19 protein-coding genes are annotated in these 23,271 nt (G+C 70.9%); 12 read left to right on the top strand and 7 right to left on the bottom strand.

Features of this window, described 5'->3' with window-relative positions:
• Window positions 1-25: 25 nt before the first annotated feature.
• From ACIBI4_RS06740 to ACIBI4_RS06715, 6 genes are all read left to right on the top strand, one after another.
• Complete coding sequence (locus tag ACIBI4_RS06740) at window positions 26-1,321, top strand: ABC transporter substrate-binding protein (protein ID WP_399202529.1); 1,296 nt, start codon at window positions 26-28, stop codon at window positions 1,319-1,321.
• Entirely contained in the window at window positions 1,321-2,295 is a 975-nt protein-coding gene (locus ACIBI4_RS06735) for a carbohydrate ABC transporter permease (protein ID WP_399202528.1), read from the top strand. Before ACIBI4_RS06740 ends, ACIBI4_RS06735 begins: the two co-directional genes overlap by 1 nt.
• Entirely contained in the window at window positions 2,292-3,113 is an 822-nt protein-coding gene (locus tag ACIBI4_RS06730; protein WP_399202527.1) for a carbohydrate ABC transporter permease, read from the top strand. The genes ACIBI4_RS06735 and ACIBI4_RS06730 overlap by 4 nt, the downstream gene beginning before the upstream one ends.
• A gap of 17 nt (window positions 3,114-3,130) precedes the next feature.
• Entirely contained in the window at window positions 3,131-5,392 is a 2,262-nt protein-coding gene (gene yicI / locus ACIBI4_RS06725) for an alpha-xylosidase (protein WP_399202526.1), read from the top strand.
• A 36-nt stretch (window positions 5,393-5,428) separates the two neighbouring features.
• Window positions 5,429-6,442, top strand: a complete 1,014-nt coding sequence (locus ACIBI4_RS06720; protein ID WP_399202525.1) for a LacI family DNA-binding transcriptional regulator — start codon at window positions 5,429-5,431, stop codon at window positions 6,440-6,442.
• 143 nt (window positions 6,443-6,585) lie between these two features.
• Window positions 6,586-9,501, top strand: coding sequence for a glycoside hydrolase family 3 C-terminal domain-containing protein (locus tag ACIBI4_RS06715; protein ID WP_399202524.1), 2,916 nt, complete (start codon window positions 6,586-6,588; stop codon window positions 9,499-9,501).
• Window positions 9,502-9,663: 162 nt separating this feature from the next.
• Here the strand turns inward: ACIBI4_RS06715 and ACIBI4_RS06710 are convergent, their stop codons facing one another.
• Window positions 9,664-10,521, bottom strand: a complete 858-nt coding sequence (locus ACIBI4_RS06710; RefSeq protein ID WP_399202523.1) for a helix-turn-helix domain-containing protein — start codon at window positions 10,519-10,521, stop codon at window positions 9,664-9,666.
• A gap of 266 nt (window positions 10,522-10,787) precedes the next feature.
• Between ACIBI4_RS06710 and ACIBI4_RS06705 the strand changes: the two genes are divergently transcribed.
• Window positions 10,788-11,225, top strand: a complete 438-nt coding sequence (locus ACIBI4_RS06705; protein ID WP_399202522.1) for a hypothetical protein — start codon at window positions 10,788-10,790, stop codon at window positions 11,223-11,225.
• Between the two features lie 84 nt (window positions 11,226-11,309).
• Here the strand turns inward: ACIBI4_RS06705 and ACIBI4_RS06700 are convergent, their stop codons facing one another.
• The 3 genes from ACIBI4_RS06700 to ACIBI4_RS06690 all read right to left on the bottom strand — a co-directional run bounded on the left by ACIBI4_RS06700 (window position 11,310) and on the right by ACIBI4_RS06690 (window position 13,736).
• The gene (locus tag ACIBI4_RS06700) at window positions 11,310-12,167 is read right to left on the bottom strand and encodes a DUF899 family protein (protein WP_399202521.1); all 858 of its coding nucleotides are present in this window, start codon (window positions 12,165-12,167) and stop codon (window positions 11,310-11,312) included.
• 248 nt (window positions 12,168-12,415) lie between these two features.
• A complete protein-coding gene (locus tag ACIBI4_RS06695; protein WP_399202520.1) occupies window positions 12,416-12,823 on the bottom strand; it encodes a CoA-binding protein in 408 nt (135 codons plus the stop codon).
• A 127-nt stretch (window positions 12,824-12,950) separates the two neighbouring features.
• Window positions 12,951-13,736 (bottom strand): ABC transporter substrate-binding protein, encoded by a 786-nt coding sequence (locus ACIBI4_RS06690; RefSeq protein ID WP_399202519.1) that lies wholly within the window; start codon window positions 13,734-13,736, stop codon window positions 12,951-12,953.
• Window positions 13,737-13,993: 257 nt separating this feature from the next.
• On the opposite strand from ACIBI4_RS06690, the gene ACIBI4_RS06685 reads away from it, so the two are divergent.
• The 3 genes from ACIBI4_RS06685 (at window position 13,994) to ACIBI4_RS06675 (ending at window position 18,916) form a co-directional block, all read left to right on the top strand.
• Window positions 13,994-14,620, top strand: coding sequence for a YigZ family protein (locus tag ACIBI4_RS06685; protein ID WP_399202518.1), 627 nt, complete (start codon window positions 13,994-13,996; stop codon window positions 14,618-14,620).
• 133 nt (window positions 14,621-14,753) lie between these two features.
• A complete protein-coding gene (locus ACIBI4_RS06680; protein WP_399202517.1) occupies window positions 14,754-15,917 on the top strand; it encodes an exonuclease SbcCD subunit D in 1,164 nt (387 codons plus the stop codon).
• Window positions 15,914-18,916 carry an AAA family ATPase gene (locus ACIBI4_RS06675; protein WP_399202516.1) on the top strand — a complete coding sequence of 1,001 codons (3,003 nt, stop codon included), beginning with the start codon at window positions 15,914-15,916 and terminating at the stop codon, window positions 18,914-18,916. Before ACIBI4_RS06680 ends, ACIBI4_RS06675 begins: the two co-directional genes overlap by 4 nt.
• Window positions 18,917-18,944: 28 nt before the next feature.
• Here the strand turns inward: ACIBI4_RS06675 and ACIBI4_RS06670 are convergent, their stop codons facing one another.
• Window positions 18,945-19,391: an Lrp/AsnC family transcriptional regulator gene (locus tag ACIBI4_RS06670; protein WP_399202515.1), complete on the bottom strand. Its 447-nt coding sequence runs from the start codon at window positions 19,389-19,391 to the stop codon at window positions 18,945-18,947.
• Between the two features lie 95 nt (window positions 19,392-19,486).
• On the opposite strand from ACIBI4_RS06670, the gene ACIBI4_RS06665 reads away from it, so the two are divergent.
• Both ACIBI4_RS06665 and ACIBI4_RS06660 read left to right on the top strand, forming a co-directional pair.
• Complete coding sequence (locus ACIBI4_RS06665) at window positions 19,487-19,975, top strand: rhodanese-like domain-containing protein (protein ID WP_399202514.1); 489 nt, start codon at window positions 19,487-19,489, stop codon at window positions 19,973-19,975.
• Between the two features lie 96 nt (window positions 19,976-20,071).
• Window positions 20,072-20,917: an SDR family oxidoreductase gene (locus tag ACIBI4_RS06660; protein ID WP_399202513.1), complete on the top strand. Its 846-nt coding sequence runs from the start codon at window positions 20,072-20,074 to the stop codon at window positions 20,915-20,917.
• 85 nt (window positions 20,918-21,002) lie between these two features.
• Here the strand turns inward: ACIBI4_RS06660 and ACIBI4_RS06655 are convergent, their stop codons facing one another.
• Window positions 21,003-22,688, bottom strand: coding sequence for a DUF885 domain-containing protein (locus ACIBI4_RS06655; protein ID WP_399202512.1), 1,686 nt, complete (start codon window positions 22,686-22,688; stop codon window positions 21,003-21,005).
• Between the two features lie 54 nt (window positions 22,689-22,742).
• Window positions 22,743-23,222, bottom strand: a complete 480-nt coding sequence (locus ACIBI4_RS06650) for an Lrp/AsnC family transcriptional regulator (RefSeq protein WP_399202511.1) — start codon at window positions 23,220-23,222, stop codon at window positions 22,743-22,745.
• Window positions 23,223-23,271 lie beyond the last annotated feature (49 nt).

Below are 23,271 nucleotides of genomic sequence, written 5' to 3'. Positions count from 1 at the left end.
GTTCCCACCCTCCTGGAGGCAGTCGATGTTGAAGGCACGGAGAAGGAGGCGCCTCCTGGCGGCCGCCCTGGCCGGGATGCTGTCGATGAGCACGCTCGCCGCGTGCGGCGACGACGCGGGCGACGGGGGTTCGGGCAAGACACTCCGGCTGTGGCATTACGAGGCTCCCGAGAGCGCGATGGGCAAGGCGTGGGACGAGGCCATCGCGGAGTTCAAGAAGAAGCATCCCGACGTCAAGGTCGAATTCGAGGCGAAGGGCTTCGAGCAGATCCAGAAGACCGCCCCTCAGGTCCTGAACTCCGACCAGGCGCCCGACCTGCTGGAGTACAACAAGGGCAACGCCACCACCGGGCAGTTGTCCAAGCAGGGGCTCCTGACCGATCTGAGCGACGTGGCCGAGGAGCGCGGCTGGGACAAGGCGATCCCGCCGACCGTCGCCGTCACCAGCCGGTACGACAAGGGCGTGATGGGCTCGGGTGCCTGGTACGGGGTGCCCAACTACGCCGAGTACACCCTGGTCTACTACAACAAGGATCTCTTCGCCGAGCACGACGTCGAAGTACCCACCAGCGTCGACGAGTTGGAGCAGGCGCTGGCCACCTTCAAGGAGGCGGGCCTCACCCCGTTCGCGAACGGCGGGGCCGAGTACATAGCGCAGCAGTACGTGTACCAGCTGGCGCTCTCGCAGGCCGACCGTGCCTGGGTCGAGTCGTTCCAGATGAAGGGCGAGACGGACTTCTCCGACGCCGCGTGGACCTACGCCGCCGAGACCTTCGCCGAATGGGTCGACAAGGGGTACATCGCCAAGAGCTCCAGCGGCGTGAAGGCCGAGGACGCCGGCGTCTCCTTCATGCAGGGCAAGCACCCGCTGTTCTTCTCCGGCAGCTGGTGGTTCGGCCGCTTCGGCACCGAGATCAAGAAGTTCGACTGGGACACCTTCATGTGGCCCGGAAGCGACATGACCCTCGGCTCCGGCGGCAACCTCTGGGTGGTGCCCGAAGGCGCCGAGAACAAGGAACTCGCCTACGACTTCATCGACATCACGATGAAGAAGCAGAGCCAGAACACCCTGGGCAACGCGGGCGGCGTCCCGGTCGCCGGGGACCCTGCGGCCATCACCGACGAGCGGTCCAAGAAGCTGATCGAGCAGTTCGACACCCTGGCCGGCAACGACGGCCTCGCGTTCTACCCCGACTGGCCCGCCAACGGCTTCTACGACAGCCTCACCTCCGAGGTCCAGAAGCTCATCACCCAGAGCGCCGAGCCCGCCGACGTACTGAAGTCGCTGCAGGCCGAGTACGACGAAAACGTGCTCAAGTAATGAACGCCGTCCTCACCAAGACGGCGTCCGGCGGCGGCGGGAACCGCACCGTCCCCCGCCGGCGCCGGACCGGAAACGGGCGCTCCAGGAACGAGGGTTCGTACGCCCTGTACCTGCTGCCCGGCGCACTGGCGTTCCTCGTCGTCATCATCGTCCCGTTCCTCATGAACACCGGGATCAGCTTCACGCAGTGGTCCGGAGTCGGCACCCCGGAGTTCACCGGGCTCGACAACTACGAGAAGCTGCTCGGCGACGAGGACTTCTGGGAGTCCTTCCGGCACAGCCTGGCCATGGTCGTGGCGATGGCGCTGCTGCCCACCGCCCTCGGACTCGTCCTCGCCTCCGCCCTGTTCGACGTCGTCGCCAGGCATGCGGGCAGCCGGTGGGCGGCCGCGCTGCGCGCCTGCTTCTACCTGCCGCAAGTGCTCCCGATCGCGGTGGCGGGCATCGTGTGGAGCTGGATCCTCGCGCCCGAGAACGGTTCGCTCAACGACCTGCTCGGCGCGCTCGGCCTCGACGCACTCGAGCAGGACTGGCTCGGCGACCCCGACTGGGCGCTGTACAGCGTCATGGCCGTCATGGTGTGGGTGCAGATCGGCTTTCCGCTGGTCATCTTCATGTCCGGACTGCAGCGCCTCGACCCGGCCCTGCACGAGGCGGCGGAGCTGGACGGAGCCGGCTGGTGGCAGCGCTTCTGGCACGTGACGCTGCCCCAACTGCGGCCCGAGATCGCCGTGGTGCTGCTGTGGTGCACCATCGCCGCCCTGAAGGTCTTCGGCATGGTGTACGTCCTGACCGGTGGCGGTCCCGGCGGCTCCACGAACGTTCCGTCGTACTTCGCCTACCAGAACTTCTTCGAGAACTTCCAGGCCTCGTACGGCGCCGCGATCTCCACCGTCCTGACCATTCTCATCATGGTGCTGGCCGTCCTCGCGCTGCGCCTGCAGACCAAGGCGGAGGACGAGACCGGATGACCGCCGTCAAGAAATACCCCGTGCTCGCCGCCCTCGTGCTCGGCGCGCTCTTCATGGTGCTGCCGTTCCTGGTGGTGCTGATGAACGCCGTGAAATCGCCTGATGAGTACTCCTCCGATGGGCCCCTGAGCCTGCCGGACGGCCTGTACCTGGACGGCCTGACCGAGTTCTGGGAACGCGTCGACTTCGGCGAGAAGCTGTGGAACTCCCTGCTCATCTCCGGCTCGGTGGCGCTGCTCGCCGTCGTCCTGTCGCTGTTCAGCGCGTACGCCATCGGCATCGGCCGGATCAAGGGGCGCCCCTGGGTGCTGGCCTTCTTCGTCCTGGCGAACATGCTGCCGCAGGAAGCCCTGGTCTACCCCGTCTACTACCTCTCCAAGGAAGCCGGGCTCTACGACACAAGGCTCAGCGTGATCATCGTCTTCACCGTGATCCAGTCGGCCTTCGGTACCTATCTGCTCGCTTCGGTGCTCTCCGGCTTCCCGCGCGAGATCATCGAGGCCGCCCGCATCGACGGGGCCACCAAATGGCAGGTGCTGTGGCGGGTCGTGGTGCCGGTCAGCCGGCCCACCATCGGCGTCCTGATGGTGCTGTTCTTCATCTGGACGTGGAACGAGTTCCTGCTGCCGCTGGTCATGCTCGTCTCCGACGACGTCCAGACGGTCTCCGTCGCCCTCGGCGTCCTGCAGGGCCAGCGCGACATGGACGCCACGATGACCAACGCCGCCGCGCTCCTGGGCGTCCTGCCCGCCCTCGCCTTCTTCCTCGTCTTCCAGCGGACGCTGACCCGCGGCATCGCCGTGGGCGCCGTCAAATGACCCCGAGAGGCAGCCGCATGAAGTTCACCGACGGCTACTGGATGCTGCGCGACGGCGTGAGCGCCGCGCACCCGGTGGAAGTCCTCGACGTGACCGGCACGGACGCGGGCACCCTCGAGATCCACGCGCCCACCCAGCCCATCCGGCACCGCGGCGATCTCCTGAAAGGGCCGGTCATGACCGTGTCGTGTCATTCACCGCTGCCCGATGTGATCGGCGTGACGCTCACCCACTTCGACGGCGAGGTCGACCGCGGCCCGCACTTCGCCCTCGCCGGCAGCGAGGGCCACGCGCAGGTCGCCTACGACGACGACCACGCCCTTCTCATCTCCGGCAGTCTCGCACTGCGGGTGGCCCGCACCGGACCGTGGCAGCTCGACTTCCTGACCTCCGACGGGCTCCGGCCGCTCACGTCGTCCGGGCCGAAGGCCATGGGCATCATGCAGACGGACGGCGGCCGGCACTACCTGCGCGAGCAGCTGAGCCTCGCGGTGGGCACGAGCGTCTACGGTCTCGGCGAACGGTTCGGGCCGCTGGTCAAGAACGGCCAGGTGGTCGACATCTGGAACGCCGACGGCGGCACGGCCACCGAACAGGCCTACAAGAACGTCCCGTTCTACCTGACGGACGCCGGATACGGCGTCTTCGTCGACCACCCGGGCCGGGTCTCCCTCGAAGTCGGCTCGGAGGCGGTCTCGCGCGTGCAGTTCAGCGTGGAGGACCAGGCGCTGACGTACTACGTCATCCACGGCCCGACTCCGAAGGAGATCCTGCGCAAGTACACCGAGCTCACCGGACGTCCCGCGCTGCCGCCGGCCTGGTCGTTCGGCCTGTGGCTCTCCACCTCGTTCACCACCTCGTACGACGAGGAGACGGTGACCTCCTTCATCGACGGTATGGCGCAGCGCGAACTGCCGCTGTCCGTCTTCCACTTCGACTGCTTCTGGATGCGCGAGTTCAACTGGTGCGACTTCCGGTGGGACCCGCGCGTCTTCCCCGACCCGGCCGGCATGCTCGCCCGGCTGAAGGAGAAGGGCCTGCGGATCTGCGTATGGATCAATCCGTACATCGCGCAGCGCTCACCGCTCTTCGCCGAGGGCCGCGAGGGCGGATACCTCCTGAAGAAGCCGGACGGCGGCGTGTGGCAGTGGGACCTGTGGCAGCCGGGCATGGCGCTCGTCGACTTCACCAGCCCGGAGGCCCGCGCCTGGTACGCCTCCAAGCTGGAGGCGCTCCTGGAGATGGGCGTGGACTGCTTCAAGACGGACTTCGGCGAGCGCGTGCCCACCGACGTGGTCTATTTCGACGGCTCGGACCCCGAGCGGATGCACAACTATTACACCTACCTCTACAACCGGACCGTGTTCGACGTCCTCACCAAGCACCGAGGCGAGGGCGAGGCCGTGGTCTTCGCGCGCTCGGCGACCGCAGGGAGCCAGCAGTTCCCGGTGCACTGGGGCGGTGACTGCGAATCGACGTACGAGGCGATGGCCGAGTCGCTGCGCGGCGGGCTCTCGCTCGGCCTTTCGGGCTTCGGCTACTGGAGCCATGACATCGGCGGGTTCGAAGGCACGCCGTCGCCGGCCCTGTTCAAACGGTGGATCGCCTTCGGTCTGCTGTCCTCGCACTCCCGGCTGCACGGCTCGTCGTCGTACCGCGTGCCCTGGCTGTTCGACGAGGAGGCGGTGGACGTCCTGCGGGTCTTCACCCGGCTCAAGATGCGCCTCATGCCCTACCTCGACGCGGTCTCCCGCCAGGCGCACACCGAGGGGGTGCCGATGATGCGGGCGATGGTGCTCGAGTTCCCGGACGACCCGGCGTGCACGCATCTGGAGCGCCAGTACATGCTGGGACCGGACCTGCTGGTGGCTCCGGTGTTCTCGGACGCGGGCGACGTCTCGTACTACGTACCGGAGGGCACCTGGACCCATCTGCTGACCGGCGAGGAGGTGCAGGGGCCGCGGTGGGTGAAGGAGCGCCACGGCTTCGACAGCGCACCGGTCCTGGTGCGCCCGGGCGCGGTGCTGCCGGTCGGATCCGTCGAGGACCGGCCGGACTACGCCTACGCGGACGATGTCACGCTGCACGCGTACGGGCTGCGCGACGGCGACCGCGTCGACCTGAGTGTGGGCGGCGTCGGCTACACCGTGGTCCGTGAAGGCGACACGGTGCGGGCCGTGACGAGCGACGCAGGCCTTCCCTGGACGCTCCGGCTCGTCGGCGGCCCCACGGTCCGCGCCGGGGACGGGTCCGGGGTGATCGTGGCGGAGATCGGCTAGAACAGGTCTGTCGGACGTGCGGTCCAGGGGGAGTTGATGGTCAAGATCACCGATGTGGCCCGGCACGCCGGGGTGTCGCCGAGCACCGTCTCGTACGCGCTCAGCGGCAAGCGGCCGATCTCCGAGGAGACCCGGCAGCGCATCGAAGCCAGCATCCTTGCGCTCGGCTACCGGCCGCACGCGGGCGCCCGTGCCTTGGCGAGCAGCAGGTCCAACGTGCTGGCCCTGGTCGTGCCGTTCCGCAGCGGGATGCATGTGCCCGTCGTCATGCAGTTCGCCGTGTCGGTGGTGACCGCGGCGCGCCGGCACGACCACGACGTGCTGCTGCTCACCCAGGAGGAAGGCGAGGAGGGGCTGCGGCGCGTCGCGGACACGGCGCTGGTCGATGCGCTGATCGTCATGGACGTACAGATGCGGGACGCGCGGCTGCCGCTGCTGCGGGCCCTTGACCGGCCGAGTGTCCTGATCGGGTTCCCCGCCGAACCGGCCGGACTCACCTGCATCGACCTCGACTTCGAGGCGGCGGGCGCGGCGTGCGTACGGCATCTCGCCGAGCTCGGCCACCGATGCGTGGCGCTCGTCGGATCGCCGCCCGAGGTGTACCTGCGCGGTACGGGCTTCGCGCAGCGCGTCGCCCGCGGGTTCACCGCCGCGGCCGACGAACGCGGACTCACGTCGACGATCCACCCGTGCGGTGCGACCCAGGCCGAGGCCCGGGACATCGCACGGCGGCTGCTCGGCGAACACCCCGAGCTGACCGGGCTCGTGGTGCACAACGAACCCCTGGTGCAGCCGCTGATCGAGGCGTTCCAGGAGATCGGGCTGCGCGTGCCCGAGGACCTGTCGCTCGTGGCCATCTGCCCCGACGAGCAGGCCGAGCAGGCGCCGGTCCCCGTCACTTCCGTGGCGGTGCCCTCCGCGGAGATCGGTACGGAAGCGGTGGAACTGCTCATGCACAAGCTCGACCGCAGGTCCGTGCCCGAGGCCACGTTGCTGCCGCCGCGCCTGACCCGGCGCGCGACGACGGTGCCGCGCGGCAGTACCCGCTGAGCACGCACTTTTCCCTGCGTACGGAAACACCGGAAGCCCGGCCCGAGCGATGGCCGGGGCCGAGTACGACCCATGGCCGGATCCCAGACCGGCCCCGCCCTCACAGTCGAAGCGATTCGACTGGACCGGAAGGAGTCACGTACGTGAGACGCAGAACCATCCTGACCGTTCCCGTGGCCGCCGCACTGGCCGCCGCCGTCGCCCGGCCCGCGGCAGCCGCCGCCCCGGCCGCCACCGCGGCGGCCGCGGCGCTCGCCGGCCGGGTCGAGGAACTGCTCGGCAAGCTGACCCTGGACGAGAAGATCTCGCTCCTGCACCAGTGGCAGCCGGCGATACCGCGGCTCGGCATCAAGGCGTTCCGCACCGGCACCGAAGCCCTGCACGGTCTTGCCTGGCTGGGCCCGGCCACCGTCTTCCCGCAGGCGATCGGACTCGCCTCGACCTGGAACCCGGACCTCATCGAGGAGGTCGGCTCCGCCGTCGGCGACGAGGTGCGGGGCCTGCAGCACGAACAGCCGCGCGGCTGGGGCCTGAACGTCTGGTCCCCCACGGTCCAGCTGCTGCGCGACCCGCGATGGGGCCGCAATGAGGAGGGGTACTCCGAGGACCCGTACCTGACGGGCGTCATGTCGACCGCGTACGCGCGAGGCCTGAGCGGCGGCGATCCCGACCATCTGAAGACGGCCCCGCTGGTCAAGCACTACCTGGCGAACAACAACGAGATCAGACGCGACCAGACGTCCTCCGATCTGCGGCCGCGCGTGTACAAGGAGTACGAGGAACCGGCGTACAAGGCGGCCATCGCGGCCGACGTGGCGTGCGGGGTCATGACGGCGTACAACCTGGTCAACGGCCGCCCCTGCACGGTCACCGATCTCAACGGCTCGGTGCGCACCTGGACCGACCGGGCGCTGCTGAACGTCACCGACGCCTGGGCGCCCAACAACCTGCCCGCGACAGGCTCGCAGAAATACTTCGGCACGCTTGCCGAGGCCGACGCCGCCATTCTCAAGGCGGGCCTCGACAGCTTCACCACCGACGACGCGGACCCCTCGAACACCGTCGCCGCGATCAACACGGCGCTCAAGGAGGGTCTGCTGGAGGAATCCGACGTCGACACCGCCGTCCGCCACATCCTCGACATCCGTTTCCGGCTCGGCGAGTTCGACGAGGACGGCGGTCCCTACGGCCACATCGACCGCTCCGTGATCGACAGCCCGCAGCACCGGCGTCTGGCACGCCGCGCCGCCACCGAGGCCGTCGTGCTCCTCAAGAACGACGCCGGAGCCCTGCCGCTCGACGCCCGCAGGCTGCGGAAGGTCGCGGTCGTCGGCCCGCTCGCGGACACCCTCTACGCGGACTGGTACTCCGGCGAACTGCCCTACAGGGTCACGCCGTTGGCAGGCATCACGAAGCGGCTGGGCCCCGGCGCGACCGTCACCGCGAGCGAGGGCGTCGACCGGATCACCCTGCGGAACGCGGCCACCGGCGCGTACATCACGGCGGGCGAGGGCCCGGCGGGGGCGGCGCTCGAGGAGACCGCCGGTGAACCCGGCGAGAGGCAGCACTTCGACGTCTTCGGCTGGGGCCAGGGCGTGCTCACCCTGAGGGCGGCCGTCAACGGCAAGGTCGTCGGCATGCGCGACCCCGACGGCGGCGGCTACCAGTTCTTCAACGACCAGGAGCAGCCCAACGGCTGGTTCGTCTCCCAGCTGTTCAAGCTGGAGGAGCAGAACGACGACACCGTCCTGCTGCGGTACTCCGGTTACGAGAACTGGCTGGGCGACAACGTGTACCTGCACGCCCGCGCCGAGGACGGCACCTTGGTGCTCGGTTCCGCGGCCGATGCGAGCCGCTACACCCGGGACGTGGTGCGCGACGGCACGAAGGAGGCGGTCGCGGCGGCCCGGGACGCGGACACCACCATCGTCGTGGTCGGCTCCATGCCCTTCATCAACTCCCGCGAGACCGACGACCGTGAGGAGATGGGTCTCGCCGAGAACCAGTCGGCCCTGATCAAGGCGGTGCTCGCGGCCAACCCGGACACCGTGGTCGTGGTCGAGAACAGCTATCCCACCACCCTCGCCTGGGAGCAGGAGCATGTCCCGGCGATCGTCTGGACGACCCACGCGGGCCAGGAGACGGGCACGGCACTGGCCGAGGTCCTGTTCGGCGACGCCGACCCGTCCGGGCGGCTGACCCAGACCTGGTACCGGTCGGAGGACGACCTGCCCTCCATCCTGGAGTACGACACCATCAAGTACGACCGCACCTATCAGTACTTCAGAGGCGAGGTGCTCTACCCCTTCGGGCACGGCCTGTCCTACACCTCCTTCCGGTACGGCCGGCCGAAGGCGGTCCGTGCCGGCATCGAGGTGGCGGTCACCAACACCGGGCGCCGCACCGGCACCGAGGTCGTCCAGCTCTACACCCGCCAGCGCAGCTCGCGCGTCAAGCAGCCGCTGAAGAAGCTGCAGGCGTTCCGCAAGGTGACGCTCAAGCCGGGTGAGACGCGCACGGTGTCGCTCCCGCTGTCACGGGACGCCCTGGCGCACTGGGACGTCACCCGCTCCCGGTGGGTGGTGGAGCGCAGTGCGTACGACGTCATGGTCGGCTCCTCGGCGGGCGCCATCCATGGTCGTACGACCCTGGACGTGCAGGGCGAGACGGTACCGCCGCGTGATATGTCGCTTGCGACGCGCGCGGAGAACTTCGACGACTACGAAGGGGTACGGCTGGTCGACGAGACGAAACCGCGGGGCACCGCGGTCGGTGCCGAATCCTCCGGAGCCTGGCTCCTTTTCGCCGACGCCGACCTGCGCTCGGGTGCACGGCGCCTGACGGCGAGGGTCGCCAAGGAGACATCGGGGGACGGCGTGATCGAGGTGCGGCTGGGCGCGCCGGACGGCCGGCTCGCGGGCCGGGTGACCGTCCCGAGCACCGGCTCGCGGTACACGTACACGGACGTCACGGCTTCCCTCACGGGCGCCACCCGACGCCAGGACGTCTACCTGGTGCTCGGCGAAGGGCTGAGGATCGCCGACTTCTCTCTTCGCTGAGGAAGGTGCCGGTCAAGTACCGTTGATCACTTGAGAGTTCGGCACTGTGCAACGGGGGCGCGCTTTGGCGCGGGAAGAGTGGGAGCAGTTGAAGGCCGCCGCGGCCGAGCGGCACGCGGCCGCGGCGGCAGTTCGCATCTGCTGACCGAGCCGGTGGGCTGCTCACAGGGTGCAGGCCGACAGGGCAGGGGTGTCGCGGGTGCGGATGCCGGGCAGCCAGGCGTGCCCTGAGCCGACGCTGTCGAGACGGACTCGGTACCAGCGGGTGCTCTTCGTGCCGATCTCGTCGACGACCTCGTCGCCTTCGTGCAGGACGCAGTCGGCCTTCAACTCCTCGCCGTGCCACACCCGTTGGGCCACCACGTTGCGGGCGTCGTAGTTGCGCCGTGGATCGACCGCCAGGCCGATGCTGCAGCCCGGAGCCCTGTCGCTGCGGGTGCGGCAGCGATCCTCGACGTTGAACACCCGTACAACGGCGGTCGATCCGCTGTCCTGCGACGGGCCGCCCGCCTGCCCGGAGGCGCCCGGCCGGTCGCCGCTCAGCACGGCGAGCACGAGGGCGCCGGTCGCCGCGAGGCCGGTGGCCGTGAGGATCGTGAACCTGTGACGGTGCCACCGGGGCGGGCGGCCGCCAGGGTCCGAGGGCGGCGCGGCAGGCGGTGTCGAGTCCGACGACGCGACGGGTGCTGTCGCATCCGAGGACTCCGCCGACGCTGCCGTGAGGGGCTCCTCGTCGGCCACGGCCGCAGGCGTCGTACCGGACGTGTCCGGCAATCGTGCGGCATCGGCGAGAGCCCACAGCCGGTGCAGCTCCCGCAGTTCCGCACTGCTCGCGCCGCAGGCCTGGCCCAGTGCGTGCACCACGCCGTAGCCGGGGGCAATCTTGCTGCCGGAACAGTAGCGGTGCACGCTCGAACTGCTGATTCCGGTCCGCCTGGCGACCTCTTCGAAGCTGATCCCGGCACGCGCTTTGAGCGCCCGGAGCCGGGCGGCCAACCGTTCGGCTTCGTTGGACTGCACGACGTGACCTCGCACGCTCACCCGGCGGGCCGGCGCAGTACCCCTGCCGTTCGGCATCCCACCCGCATCCCAGCGGGGCGGCAGGACCGCAGGCCGCGGCCGGCAACTCAGCCCACCGTCCCATCTCGCCGTGTTCTCTTGCAAGGCTGCCCGGCTGCTCGCGAGCGTTGCTGCTGCGGGGGGAAACGGCATGCGCCGAGAGGGATCCGGTGGACCGGAAAGCTCCGCAGAGCAAGGAACAGCACAACCACGGGGAAGGATCAGCAATGCGAAAGAGCAGCATGTTCGGCGGACTTGCCGCCGCGGCGGTCGGAGTCATGGCGTTCACGGGCCCGGCCGGTGCGCAGGCGGCATCGGAGACCGGCGAGGCCGGCGCTCTCGCCTGCGGCAGGGGGAAGGTGTTCCTCGACGGGATCCGGGCTCTCGACGTGCTCGAAGAGGGCGAGCGCGACGAGGTCTACATCCGGAACCAGAACGGCGTGAAGATCTGTCCGAAGACCGCCGACTACGTGTCGATGGCCGAGGGCCAGCGGGTCGAGGTCGACAAGTGCGTCCCGGTCGGCACCACGCTCCGGCTCTGGGGCGATGACGGGCCCCTCAATCCCGATGACTTCATGGGGATCGCCAGGGTCTTCAGCGAGTCGACCGCCAACAAGTTCTTCGACAACGGCTCCAGCCTCTACAGGCTCGGGATGGTCGCCTGACCTCGCCCTCCCACGCCGGAGCGCATGCGTCTGCGTACGGATCCCGCGGCCCCGGAGCGCCGGCGACACGGGAGGGCTCCGGCCTCAGTGGCAGTGACCGGGGCCGGTCGCCGGACCTGTGCCGGTCGCAGGTCCGGTGCCGGTGGCGCTCAGGTCGTCGGAGCAGCCGGCGTCCACGCGCGGCCACTGTGCCGTCGGGCGCCCACCCGGCCACTTCCACAGGGACGGCCAGTCGGGAGCCCCGCCCCGGGTCCGCGTGGCCTGGCCCAGGCGCGGCCAGTCCGCCGGTGAGTCCTCCCACTCCTCCTGCCGCCCGAACGCCGTGAGGTCCATGAGCGCGTAGCTGTAGTCCACCGCCTCCGCCCCTCGACGCTTGGTCCAGTACGTCTCGAAGACACGGTCGCCGTCGCGCAGGTAGCACACCAGATGGAACAAACCGTGCTCCCGGCCGACAAGAAGCGCGTCGAGCGAGGGCTGGGCGGAGTACCACGGCATCGACCAGCCCATGAAGGAGCGGTAGCGCAGGCTCTCGTCGTACGAGGTCTGCGCGTCACCGAACCCGTAGGCCGTGTTCCGCCCCTGGCAGAGCACGGCGAAGGTGATGTCGCGGGAGTGCAGATAGGACAGCTCGCCCACGTGACTCATCACCCAGGTACAGCCTTCGCACTGCTCCGCGGCCGGCCGGCCGGGCCACCACATGAAGTAGTAGGCGATCAGCTGACGTCGCCCTTCGAACGCGTCCAGAAGTGTCATGGGGCCCTGCGGCCCCAGCAACAAGCTGTCCGCGGCCACCTCGACCATCGGGAGCCTGCGACGCGCGGCCGCAAGCGCGTCCCCTTCGCGGGTGTGCGCCTTCTCCCTCGACCGCAACCCTTCCAACTGCTCCTCGAAGGCCGCACGGTCGACGACCGGCGGCTGCGCATTCCTCGGCTTCTCCGACATCAGCGGCTCCTACGATCGCGTCGCTGCGACTACGGGTCGCTCCTCGGCACCTTAGTCACCGGCGTGCAATACGGCTGGAAGGCCGGGCCCCCGTGCCTGCACGGTCCGCGTGTGCTGCCTACGTGTTTGCTCGGCATCAAGGCGTGGCGTGAGCGTGCGTCCTTGCAGGCGGCGTGGAGTCGATCACGACGGACCGGTCCGTCGCCGCGGCCCGCGCCTCCCAACGGCCTTCGTGTCAGGTGCCCGCGCTAGCGAAGGGCGGGGATCTCAATGGCCGGGCACCGGTTCATGACCATCTCAAGGCCCGCCTCCCGCGTCCGGTCGTACGCCGCCTCGTCGATCACGCCGAGCTGGAACCACACCGCCTTCGCACCGATGGTGACCGCCTCGTCGGCGACGTCGCCCGCGAGGGAGCTGTTGACGAAGACGTCGACCACGTCGACCGGGAAGGGGATGTCCGCGAGGGAGGCATAGCCCTGTTCGCCGTGGACCGTCTCGGCCTTCGGGTGGACCGGGACGACGCGCTTGCCGAACTGCTGCAGGACGCGGGCCACGCCGTACGCCGCGCGCTCCTCGTTGTTCGAGAGGCCGACGACGGCCCAGGTGTCGCCGGTCTCGGTGAGGATGCGGCGGATCGTGGCGGCGTCGGCGTACATGGGCTGCTCCTCGGAAGAAGTCGGACGGTGCTGCTTCACGCGGTACGGGTTCGTGCGCGGCTCGACTAAGTGAACGTACGGCCCGGTGCGGTGATTCCCCTCGCACCGGGCCGTACGGCAGCGGGCGTCAGGCGCCGCGCAATGCGTGGAGCGCCGAGGTGAGCGTGTCGTGGAAGCGGGTGTGGGCCGCGGGGCTGGGCGGGAGCTCCGGGTTCCACGGGGTGGTGCGGACCGTCGTGGCGAAGTCGGCGGGCAGGGCCGCCGCGTGGGCGCGCACGTCGACGAGGACCAGGTCGGGGGCGAGAGCGGCGGCCTCGGACCACGGCACCGTGGACCAGTTCGCGCCCGGGCCCTCGGCGGGCTCCACCAGCGGGACGCCGAGCGCCGCGAGCGCGCTCAGGTCGGGCCAGGTGTGCGGGCGGGCGAGGTGGACCGTCTCCGCGTCGGCAGGGGAGAGGGCGAGCACGCGAGGGCGCCCGGCGGCGGCCGTGGCGAGGGTCAAGCGCTGTTGTGCCGCGGCAAGTTCGGTGTCCGCCGCGTCGTCGGGCGCGGCGCCGAGCGCGTGGGCGAGCCGCGTGAAGCTGTCGCGGACCTCGGTGAGGGAGCGGCCGCGGCTGACGTCCAGGGCCACGACCGGGACCTGCTCCTCCAGGTGCTTGGCCGCCTCGGGCGTGATGCCGTACGTCTGCCCGCCCCCGTAGGTCACGGCGACGATCAGCTCCGGGTCCGCGGCGAGCAGCGCGTCCATATCGAGTGCCGCGCCCGCCCCGTAATAGGGGAGCGATCCGAGCGGAAGCTCGCCTGCCTTCGCGGGATCCGGCACCCGCGGGTCGTCGTGACTCGACCCGAAGATCCCGGCGGGCCGCAGACCGTGGTCCCACAGCGCGGCACCCGCCTGTATATACGCGGCCAACCGGACCGGCCGACGAGGCGCGACCACCAACTGCCCGCGGTCGTCGGTGAATTCCCACCGGTATGCGCCGCCGGGCCCGTCGGTGGGCGGGGCGCCCGATGCGTGCGGTAAGCGTGATGCGTGTGGCGTGCGCGATGCGTGCGGTGCGGATTCGGATTCCATGAAGCCTCCATCCATTCAGCCGGGTACCTGCCCCTGATGTCCGGTCGACAAGCCCGGCGGACGGACTTCCCTGCCCGTGCGCATACGCTGGGCGGATGCAGGACGAGTACCGCACCGTGGCCCGGGAGGGCGTGCACGAGACCGAGGTCAACCGTTCCCGTTTCCTGTGCGCGCTCGCCCCGGCGGCCACCGAGCAGGAGGCGCAGGACTTCATCGCCAGGATCCGCAAGGAGCACCCGACGGCCACGCACAACTGCTGGGCGTACGTCATCGGCGCCGACGGCGGCGTGCAGAAGGCGAGTGATGACGGGGAGCCCGGCGGTACGGCGGGGCTGCCGATGCTGCAGATGCTCACGCGGCGTGAGATGCGCTATGTGGTGGCCGTCGTCACGCGCTATTACGGCGGGGTGAAGCTCGGCGCCGGCGGTCTGATCCGCGCGTACGGAGGAGCGGTCGGTGAGGCGCTCGACACACTCGGCACCCTCACCATGCGCCGCTTCCGCCTCGTCACGGTCACGGTCGACCACCAGCGCGCGGGCAAGCTGCAGAACGATCTGCGGTCCGCCGGACGCGACGTGCGCGCCATGCACTACGGGGAGGCCGTGACGCTGGAGATCGGTCTGCCGGATGCCGAGGTCGAGGATTTCCGCGCCTGGCTGGCCGACGCGACCGCGGGGACTGCGGGCCTGGAACTAGGTGCGGAGGCTTACGGGGACGCGTAGGGGCGGGGCGCGTGGGTGCCCGATATCGGTGAACAGTCCGATTTATTGCGGCATGTGTAACTCGCGTGCTCGTGAGGGCTGATGCGCCGGTAGCCGCCCGGGATGTCCGACCCGCCCGTTAGTCTCGGGGATCATGAGGCTGCTGCACACATCCGACTGGCACCTGGGCCGCGCGTTCCACCGCGTGAGTCTGCTCGACGCCCAGGCCGCGTTCATCGACCACCTCGTCGCCGTCGTGCGCGAGGAGCGGGTCGATGCCGTCGCCGTGGCCGGGGATGTGTACGACAGGGCGGTGCCGCCGCTGTCCGCCGTGGAGCTGTTCGACGAGGCGCTGCACCGGCTGGCCGATCTCGGGGTGCCGGTCGTGATGATCTCCGGGAACCATGATTCGGCGCGCCGACTGGGCGTCGGCGCCGGGCTCATCGGCAAGGCCGGTATCCATCTGCGGACCGCTCCTGCCGAGTGCGGTACGCCCGTCGTTCTTCACGACGAGCACGGTGACGTCGCGTTCTACGGTCTGCCGTATCTCGAACCGGCGCTGGTCAAGGACGAGTTCAAGGTGGACAAGCCCGCGCACGAGCCGGTGCTCGCCGCCGCCATGGACCGGGTGCGGGCGGATCTGGCGGTACGGGACGAGGGCACCCGTTCCGTCGTCCTCGCCCACGCTTTCGTGACCGGGGGCGAGCCGAGCGACAGCGAGCGGGACATCACCGTCGGCGGGGTGCAGTCCGTGCCGGCCGGGGTGTTCGACGGCGTCGACTATGTGGCGCTCGGCCATCTGCACGGGTGCCAGACGCTCACCGAGCGCGTGCGGTATTCGGGGTCCCCGCTGGCGTACTCCTTCTCCGAGCAGCACCACCGCAAGACGATGTGGCTGGTCGAGCTCGGACCGGGCGGCGAGGTGGCCGCGGAGCGCATCGACTGCCCGGTGCCGCGGCCGCTCGCCCGGATCGAAGGGCAGCTCGAAGAGCTGCTGGAGGATCCCGGACTCGACAGTGTGACGGAGCACTGGGTCGAGGCCACGCTCACCGACCCCGTGCGGCCGCCCGAGCCGATGGCGCAGCTCGCCGAGCGCTTCCCGCACGTGCTGCATCTGGTCTTCGCGCCCGAGCGCGCCCCGGGCACACCGCAGGTGTCGTACGCGCAGCGGCTCAAGGACCGCACCGATGAGCAGGTCGCCGAGGACTTCGTGGCGCATGTGCGCGGCACCGGACCTGACGACGCCGAACAGGCTGTGCTGCAGGCCGCGTTCGACGCCGTCCGTGTCGACGACACCCTGCGCGAGGTCGCCCGATGAGGCTGCACCGGATGACGCTCACGGCCTTCGGGCCCTTCGGCGGCGCGCAGCAGGTCGACTTCGACGCGCTGTCGGAGGCCGGGCTGTTCCTGCTGCACGGACCGACCGGCGCGGGCAAGACCTCCGTGCTCGACGCGGTCTGCTACGCCCTGTACGGCTCGGTGCCGGGCGCGCGGCAGGGCGCCGGGGCGACGCTGCGCAGTGATCACGCGGCCGCCGGCGCCCGTACGGAAGTGGTGCTCGAACTGACGGTGGCCGGGCGTCACTTGGAGATCGGCCGCCAGCCCCCGTGGGAGCGGCCGAAGAAGCGCGGCACCGGCACGACGATGGAGAAGGCGCAGTCCTGGCTGCGGGAGTACGACGCGAAGCAGGGGGCCTGGAAGGACCTCAGCCGTTCGCATCAGGAGATCGGTGAGGAGATCGGGCAGCTCCTCGGGATGAGCAAGGAGCAGTTCTGCCAGGTGGTGCTGTTGCCGCAGGGCGACTTCGCGCGCTTCCTGCGCGCCGACGCCGAGGCGCGCGGCAAGCTCCTGGGGCGTCTCTTCGACACGCGGCGCTTCGCCGCCGTCGAGCAGCAGCTCGCCGAACAACGGCGCGGTACCGAGGCGCAGGTGAAGGCCGCCGACGAGCAGTTGATCGCCGGGGTGCAGCGGATGGGGCAGGCCGCGGGCCGGGTCGCCGAGCTGCCGCTGCCCGAGCTCGCCGCGGGGGAGCCCGGCCTCGCGGAATCCGTGCTGACGTGGGCCGCGTGCGCGCGCTCGGCCGCGCGTGAGGCGCTGGCGGTGGCGCGCGCCGCGCAGGACGCCGCCCAGTCGGCTCGCGCGGGAGCGCAGGACCGGCTCGACGGCGTACGGGAGACCCACCGGCTGCAGCGACGTCATGCCGAGGCGCGTACGCGCGCCCACCTGCTGGCCGGGCGGGCCGACGAGCACCAGACCGACCAGGAGCGGATGGAGCGTGCGCGCAAGGCGGAGGCCGTCGTGCCCGCGCTGTCCCTGCGGACCTCGGCCGGCGCCGAGCAGCAGCGGACAGCGGGGGACGAGGCCCGGGCGCGGCAGCTGCTGCCCGAGACGTTCGCCGGAGCCGAGGCCGCCGCGCTCGCCGCCGCCGCGCGCACCGCGCACGAGGAGCTCGGCTCGCTCGCCTCGGCCCGCCGCGCCGAGCAGCGCCTGGGTGAACTGGCGCGCGAGCGGGCCGACCTGGACCGTCAGGAGCGCGCCGACGAGGAAGCGCTGAGCGAGGCCGCGGCCTGGCTGGCGAGCTGGGACGGTGTACGGGACGGTCATCGGACCCGTATCGACCAGGCGCAGGAGGCCGCCACCCGAGCCGGTCAGCTGGAGGGCCGGGTCGGACCCGCACGCGACCGGCTGGCGGCGGCCCGCCGCCGGGACGCGCTCACCGGTTCCGTCGCCGAGGCGCAGGAGCGGGCGCTGGACGCGACGAGGCGCGCGGGCGACGCGCGTGAGCACTGGCTGGACCTCAAGGAGCAGCGGCTGCGGACCATCGCCGCCGAGCTCGCCGAACGGCTCGCCGAGGGCGAACCCTGTGCGGTGTGCGGTTCCGTCGAGCACCCCGAGCCCGCACGCCGGAGCGCCGGGCACGTCGACCGGCAGGCCGAGGAGACCGCGCTCGGCGCCTACCAGGACGCGGAGCAGGACCGGGCCCGCGCCGAGACAGCGCTGGCCACCGTCCGCGAGACCCTCGCGGCGGCCACCGAGTCGGCGGGTGAGACCGCGGCAGACGAACTCGCCGACGCACTCGATGCGTTGGAGCAGGAGTACGAGCAGGTCCGCACCCTCGCCTCCACCCTGCACGCCGCACGCGAGGCGTTCACCCACGACGAGCGGGAACACGACCGCCGCGTCGCCGCTCGCCAGGAGGCCGGGGCCCGCGCCGCATCGCGTACCTCGCAGCGCGAGGCTCTCGTACGGGACCAGGCGCTGCTCCAGGAGGAGTTGGACCAGGCGCGCGGCCCCGCCGCGACCGTGACCGACCGGGCGCGGCAGCTGCAGCGGCAGGCCGAGCTGCTGACCGGCGCCGCCGACGCCGCGCGCGCCGCGCAGGAGGCGGCCGAGCGGCTCAAGGAGGCCGACGGACGGCTCGCCGAGGCCGCGTTCCGCGCCGGATTCGACACGCCGGCCGCCGCGGCCGCCGCGGCGCTCGACGAGGCGGCGTACCGCGGCCTGCAGCACCGGCTCGACACCTGGCAGCAGGAGGAGCTGGCCGTACGCGCCGTCCTCGCCGAACCCGACACCCACGCCGCCGCGCAGCGGCCCGCGGCGGATCCGGCCGCCGCCGAGCAGGCCGCCGACGAAGCCGAGAGGACCCTGCGGCACACGGTCGCCGCGCAGTCCGCCGCAGCGGAACGCTGCCGCGAGCTCGACCGGCTGTCCCGCCGCGCCACCACCGAGGCACGCCAACTGGCGCCGCTGCGCGAGGAGTACGACCGCATCGCACGCCTCGCCACGCTCGCCGCGGGCACCTCGGCCGACAACGAGCGCAAGATGCGCCTGGAGTCCTATGTGCTCGCGGCCCGCCTCGAACAGGTCGCGGCCGCGGCCACGGCCCGGCTCCAGCGCATGTCCGCGGGCCGCTACACCCTGGTGCACTCCGACGACCGGGCCGGGCGCGGCGCCCGCAGCGGTCTGGGGCTGCATGTCATCGACGCCTGGACCGGCCGTGAACGGGATACCGCGACGCTCTCCGGCGGCGAGACCTTCTTCGCCTCGCTCGCCCTGGCCCTCGGCCTCGCCGATGTCGTCACGGACGAGGCGGGCGGCGTCCGCCTCGACACCCTCTTCATCGACGAGGGCTTCGGCAGCCTGGACGACCAGACCCTCGACGAGGTCCTCGACGTCCTCGACTCCCTGCGCGAACGTGACCGCAGCGTCGGCATCGTCAGCCACGTCGCCGATCTGCGGCGCCGGATCCACGCCCAGCTGGAAGTGGTGAAGGGACGGGCGGGGTCGGTCGTACGGCAGCGGGGGACGGGCGCCTGAGCCGGGGTGAGGGTGCCCCCGAGTCGGCTCAGCGGCTGAGCGCGCGGCGCGGCAGCGGCGAGGAGTAGACGACGCTCGTCGTCACCGAGCCGAGCGTGGCGATCTTCCCCGAGATCTCCTCCAGATGCGCCATCGAGCGCGCGGCGACCTTCAGGACGAAGCAGTCGTCGCCCGTGACGTGGTGCGCCTCCAGGATCTCAGGGGTCACCGCCACGAGGTCGTGGAAGGGCTTGTAGTTGCCGGTCGGGTAGCGCAGCCGTACGAACGCCAGGATGGGCAGTCCCAGGTGCTCGGGCACGACCACGGCGGTGTAGCCCTGGATCACGCCCGCCTCCTCGAGGCGGCGCACCCGCTCGGTGACGGCGCTGGAGGACATGGAGACGCTGCGGGCGAGCTCCGCGAAGCTGGCCCGTCCGTCGCGCTGGAGGGCGTCGAGGATCAGCCAGTCGGTGGCGTCGGGGGAATAGCCGGTCATGGGGGATGGATAGCAGGGGAATCACCGGTGGATCAAGGTGTACGCCGGGGAAAGGCTCTGTTCGCCGCATGATCACCGGTCGTAGATTGATGGGCATGACGACGACACAGACCACCGTGACCAGCGAAAACCCCGTTCTCCGCGTGCCCCCGGCCACCCCCGCCGCGGCCGCCGCCTACTTCGCCGCCTCGCTCGCCTTCCACGCCGATGTCTCGGATGTCGCGGCCGCCCTGGCCGCCGACGGCGACCCCGGCTTCGTGCTCGTGGACACGCGCTCCACCGCCTCCTGGGACCAGGGCCATGTCCCCGGCGCCACGCACCTGCCGACGGCGCTCATCCCCGCGCAGGCCGAGGAGCTGCTCGACAAGTCGGTCCCCGTGGTCACGTACTGCTGGGGACCGGGGTGCAACGGCGCCACCCGCGCCGCCCTCGCCCTGGCCCAACTCGGCTACCAGGTCAAGGAGATGCTCGGCGGCTTCGAGTACTGGGCGCGCGAGGGTTTCGCGTACGAGACCTGGGAGGGGCCGGCGCAGCGCGCGGCCGACCCGCTGACTGCGCCCGTCGAGGGCGACTGCGGCTGCTGACACGGGGGCGTGGGCTCGGCACCGTAAGAGTTCGAAGACAGGCTCCGAGAACAATGCGGTTGAGGTCTCGTACGGCAGCCACCATCATGATCCGTCATGCCTCAACTCCCGGACCCCGCCCCCGAACAGCTCCGCCGCGACCCGCTGCCCCTGCGCGGCCGCACCGCGCTCGTGACGGGCGCCAGCCGGCGCGGCGGCATCGGCTTCGCCGTCGCACGCCGGCTCGCCGCGTACGGCGCGAGCGTCTATCTGCATCACCACGTGGCGCACGACGACGCTCAGCCCTGGGGCGGCGACCGCCCCGAGGCGGTCGCCGCGGCCGTGCGCGAAGTGGCCGCCGACCCCGAGGCGGTGATCGTCCACGGACCGGCCGATCTGTCGGACCCGGCCGCGCCCGCGCGGCTGATCGCGACAGCCGCCGAGGAACTCGGCGGCCGGCTCGACATCCTGGTCGCCAACCACGCGCTCAGCGGAGACGACGGCCGGCTCGACGCGATCGACGCGACGATGCTCGACCGCCACTGGGCCGTCGACACCCGCTCGGTGATCCTTCTCGTCCAGGCCTACGCCCGGCTGCGCGCGGACCTGCCCCGATCCGCGCCCGGCGGGCGGGTGATGATGATGACCTCGGGCCAGGACATCGCCGGCGGTATGCCGGACGAGGTCGCGTACTCCCTGCAGAAGGGCGCGCTCGCCTCGGCCACCCGCACGCTGTCCTCCGTGCTCGCCGAGCACCTCGTCACGGTGAACACCGTCAACCCCGGCCCCGTGGACACGGATTACCTCTCCGGTGAGGTCTACGACAAGATCGCCGGCATGTTCCCGGCCGGGCGGTGGGGGATGCCCGACGACCCGGCGCGGCTCATCGCCTGGCTCGCCACCGACGAGGCGGAGTGGATCACCGGGAACGTGATCGACTCCGAGGGCGGCTTCCGACGCTGATCCGTACGGGGAGGGGCGCCGCCACGCGAGCGGCGCCCCGCACCCGTACGCCTCAGAGAAGCACGCCCGCTGAGGAGCGCGTCCCTCAGAGACGCGAGAGCTCCTCCACCAGGTCGTCCAGGCCCAGCGAACCCTGCGACAGCGCGGCCATGTGCCAGGCCTTCGCGTCGAAGGAATCGCCGTGCGCCTGCCGGGCGTTGGCGCGGCCGAGGAGCCAGGCGCGCTCGCCCAGCTTGTAGCCGATGGCCTGGCCCGGCGTCGACAGATAGCGGATCAGCTCGCTCTGCACGAAGTCCGCCGGACGGCTGGAGTGCGCGGCGAAGAACTCATGCGCCAGCTCCGGCGTCCAGCGCTCGCCCGGGTGGAACGGGGAGTCCGCCGGGATCTCCAGCTCCAGGTGCATGCCGATGTCGATGATGACGCGCACGGCGCGCATCATCTGCGCGTCGAGGTAGCCGAGCCGCACCTCCGCGTCACCGAGGAAGCCCAGCTCGTCCATCAGCCGCTCCGCGTACAGCGCCCAGCCTTCGGCGTTGGCGCTGACCATGCCGACCGAGGCCTGGTAGCGCGACAGGCTGTCGGCGACGTGCACCCACTGCGCGAGCTGCAGGTGATGGCCCGGAACGCCCTCGTGGTACCAGGTCGACACCAGGTCGTAGACGGGGAAACGGGTCTGGCCCATCGTCGGCAGCCAGGTGCGGCCGGGGCGCGAGAAGTCCTCGGACGGCGAGGTGTAGTACGGCGCCGCGGCGCCGCCGGGCGGGGCGATCCGGGACTCCACCTTGCGTACCCGCTCGGCCAGTTCGAAGTGGGTGCCGTCGAGAGCCTCGATCGCCTCGTCCATCACCTGCTGAAGCCACTCGCGCACCTCCTCCACGCCCTCGATGTGCCGGCCGTGCTCATCGAGGTGGGCGAGCGCCGTCCACGGGGTGTCCGCTCCGGGCAGGATCTTCTCGGCCTCGGTGCGCATCTCGCCGAGGATGCGGTGGAATTCCGACCAGCCGTACGCGTACGCCTCGTCGAGATCCAGATCGGTTCCGTTGAAATAGCGTGACCAGCGGGCGTAACGCTCCCGCCCGACCGTGTCCGGCGCGCCCTCCACCACCGGTGCGTAGACATCGCGCAACCAGTCGCGCAGCTTCACCACTGCGGCCGTCGCCACGCGGCCCGCCTCGTCGAGCTCGGTACGCAGCTCGGCGGGCGCCGGGTCGGTGAACTCCTCGAACCAGCCCCGCTCGGTGCCCGCCCAGTCCGTCAACTGCCCGATGAACGTGGCCGTCGCGCGCGGACCGCCGTAGATCTTCTTCTCCAGACCGAGCGCCAGCGACGCGCGATAGCCCTCGAGTGCGGCGGGCAGCGCGCGCAACCGGGTCCCGATCGCACGCCAGTCGTCCGCCGTGTCCACCGGCATCAGCGTGAACACATCGTGCACTTCGTGGGCCGGCGACATGATGTTGCTGATCGCGCACAGCGGCTCATCCGCGTCGAGCACCGCGAGCTGCGCCGTCAGCCGCTCGCGGAGCAGCCGCGCGCAGCGCCGCTCGTGCTCGCTGTCGCCGCCCGGCACCTGCTCCGCGGCGTCGAGCCGGCGCAGTGTGGTGCGGGCGAGCTCGGTGAGCTGCCGGGTGCCCTCCGGCGACAGATCGGGAAGCCGCGTGGAACTCCCGGCGTCGCCGAGATACGTACCGGTGATCGGGTCGAGGGCGATCAGCTCGTCGACATAGGCATCGGCGACCTGACGGGGAAGAGGGCTGCGCGTGGTGTCTGACATGCGGACATCTTCGTACGCAGAGCGGTGCGCCGTCACCGGATTCCGCTCTTGGCTTCAGTCCGAAACCGGCGGCAGCAGCGGTCCGCAGTCCCACTGCTGGAAGATCAGCCGGGTCTCCACCCGGGCCACCTCGCGCTGCGAGGTGAACTCGTCGAGCACGAGCCGCTGCAGGTCCGCGGTGTCGCTCACCGCCACATGCACCAAGTAGTCGTCGGGGCCGGTCAGATGGAACACCGAGCGCGACTCGGGCAGCGCCCGGATCCGCTCCACGAACGGTCCGACCAGCTCACGCCGGTGCGGCCGCACCTGGACCATGAGCAGCGCCTGCAGACCCCGGCCGAGCTTCGCCGGATCCAGCCGCAGCTGATGCCCGAGGATCACCCCGGCCCGGCGCAGCCGTGCGACCCGGTCGAGACAGGTGGAGGCGGCCACGCCGACCTCGGCCGCGATATCGCGGTACGTGGTCCGTGCGTCGTTCTGCAGCAGACGCAAAATGTCCAGATCGACCGAGTCAAGTACGACAGAATCGCTCACAGACCGAACGTAACACGGGATATCGAGGTCAGACCCGGTGTGATGTTCA

It is taken from the genome of Streptomyces sp. NPDC050418, from assembly GCF_044458745.1.
Lineage (GTDB): Bacteria > Actinomycetota > Actinomycetes > Streptomycetales > Streptomycetaceae > Streptomyces.
Note: the sequence above shows the minus strand (reverse complement) of the source record. Positions and strands in the feature narration are given on the sequence as shown.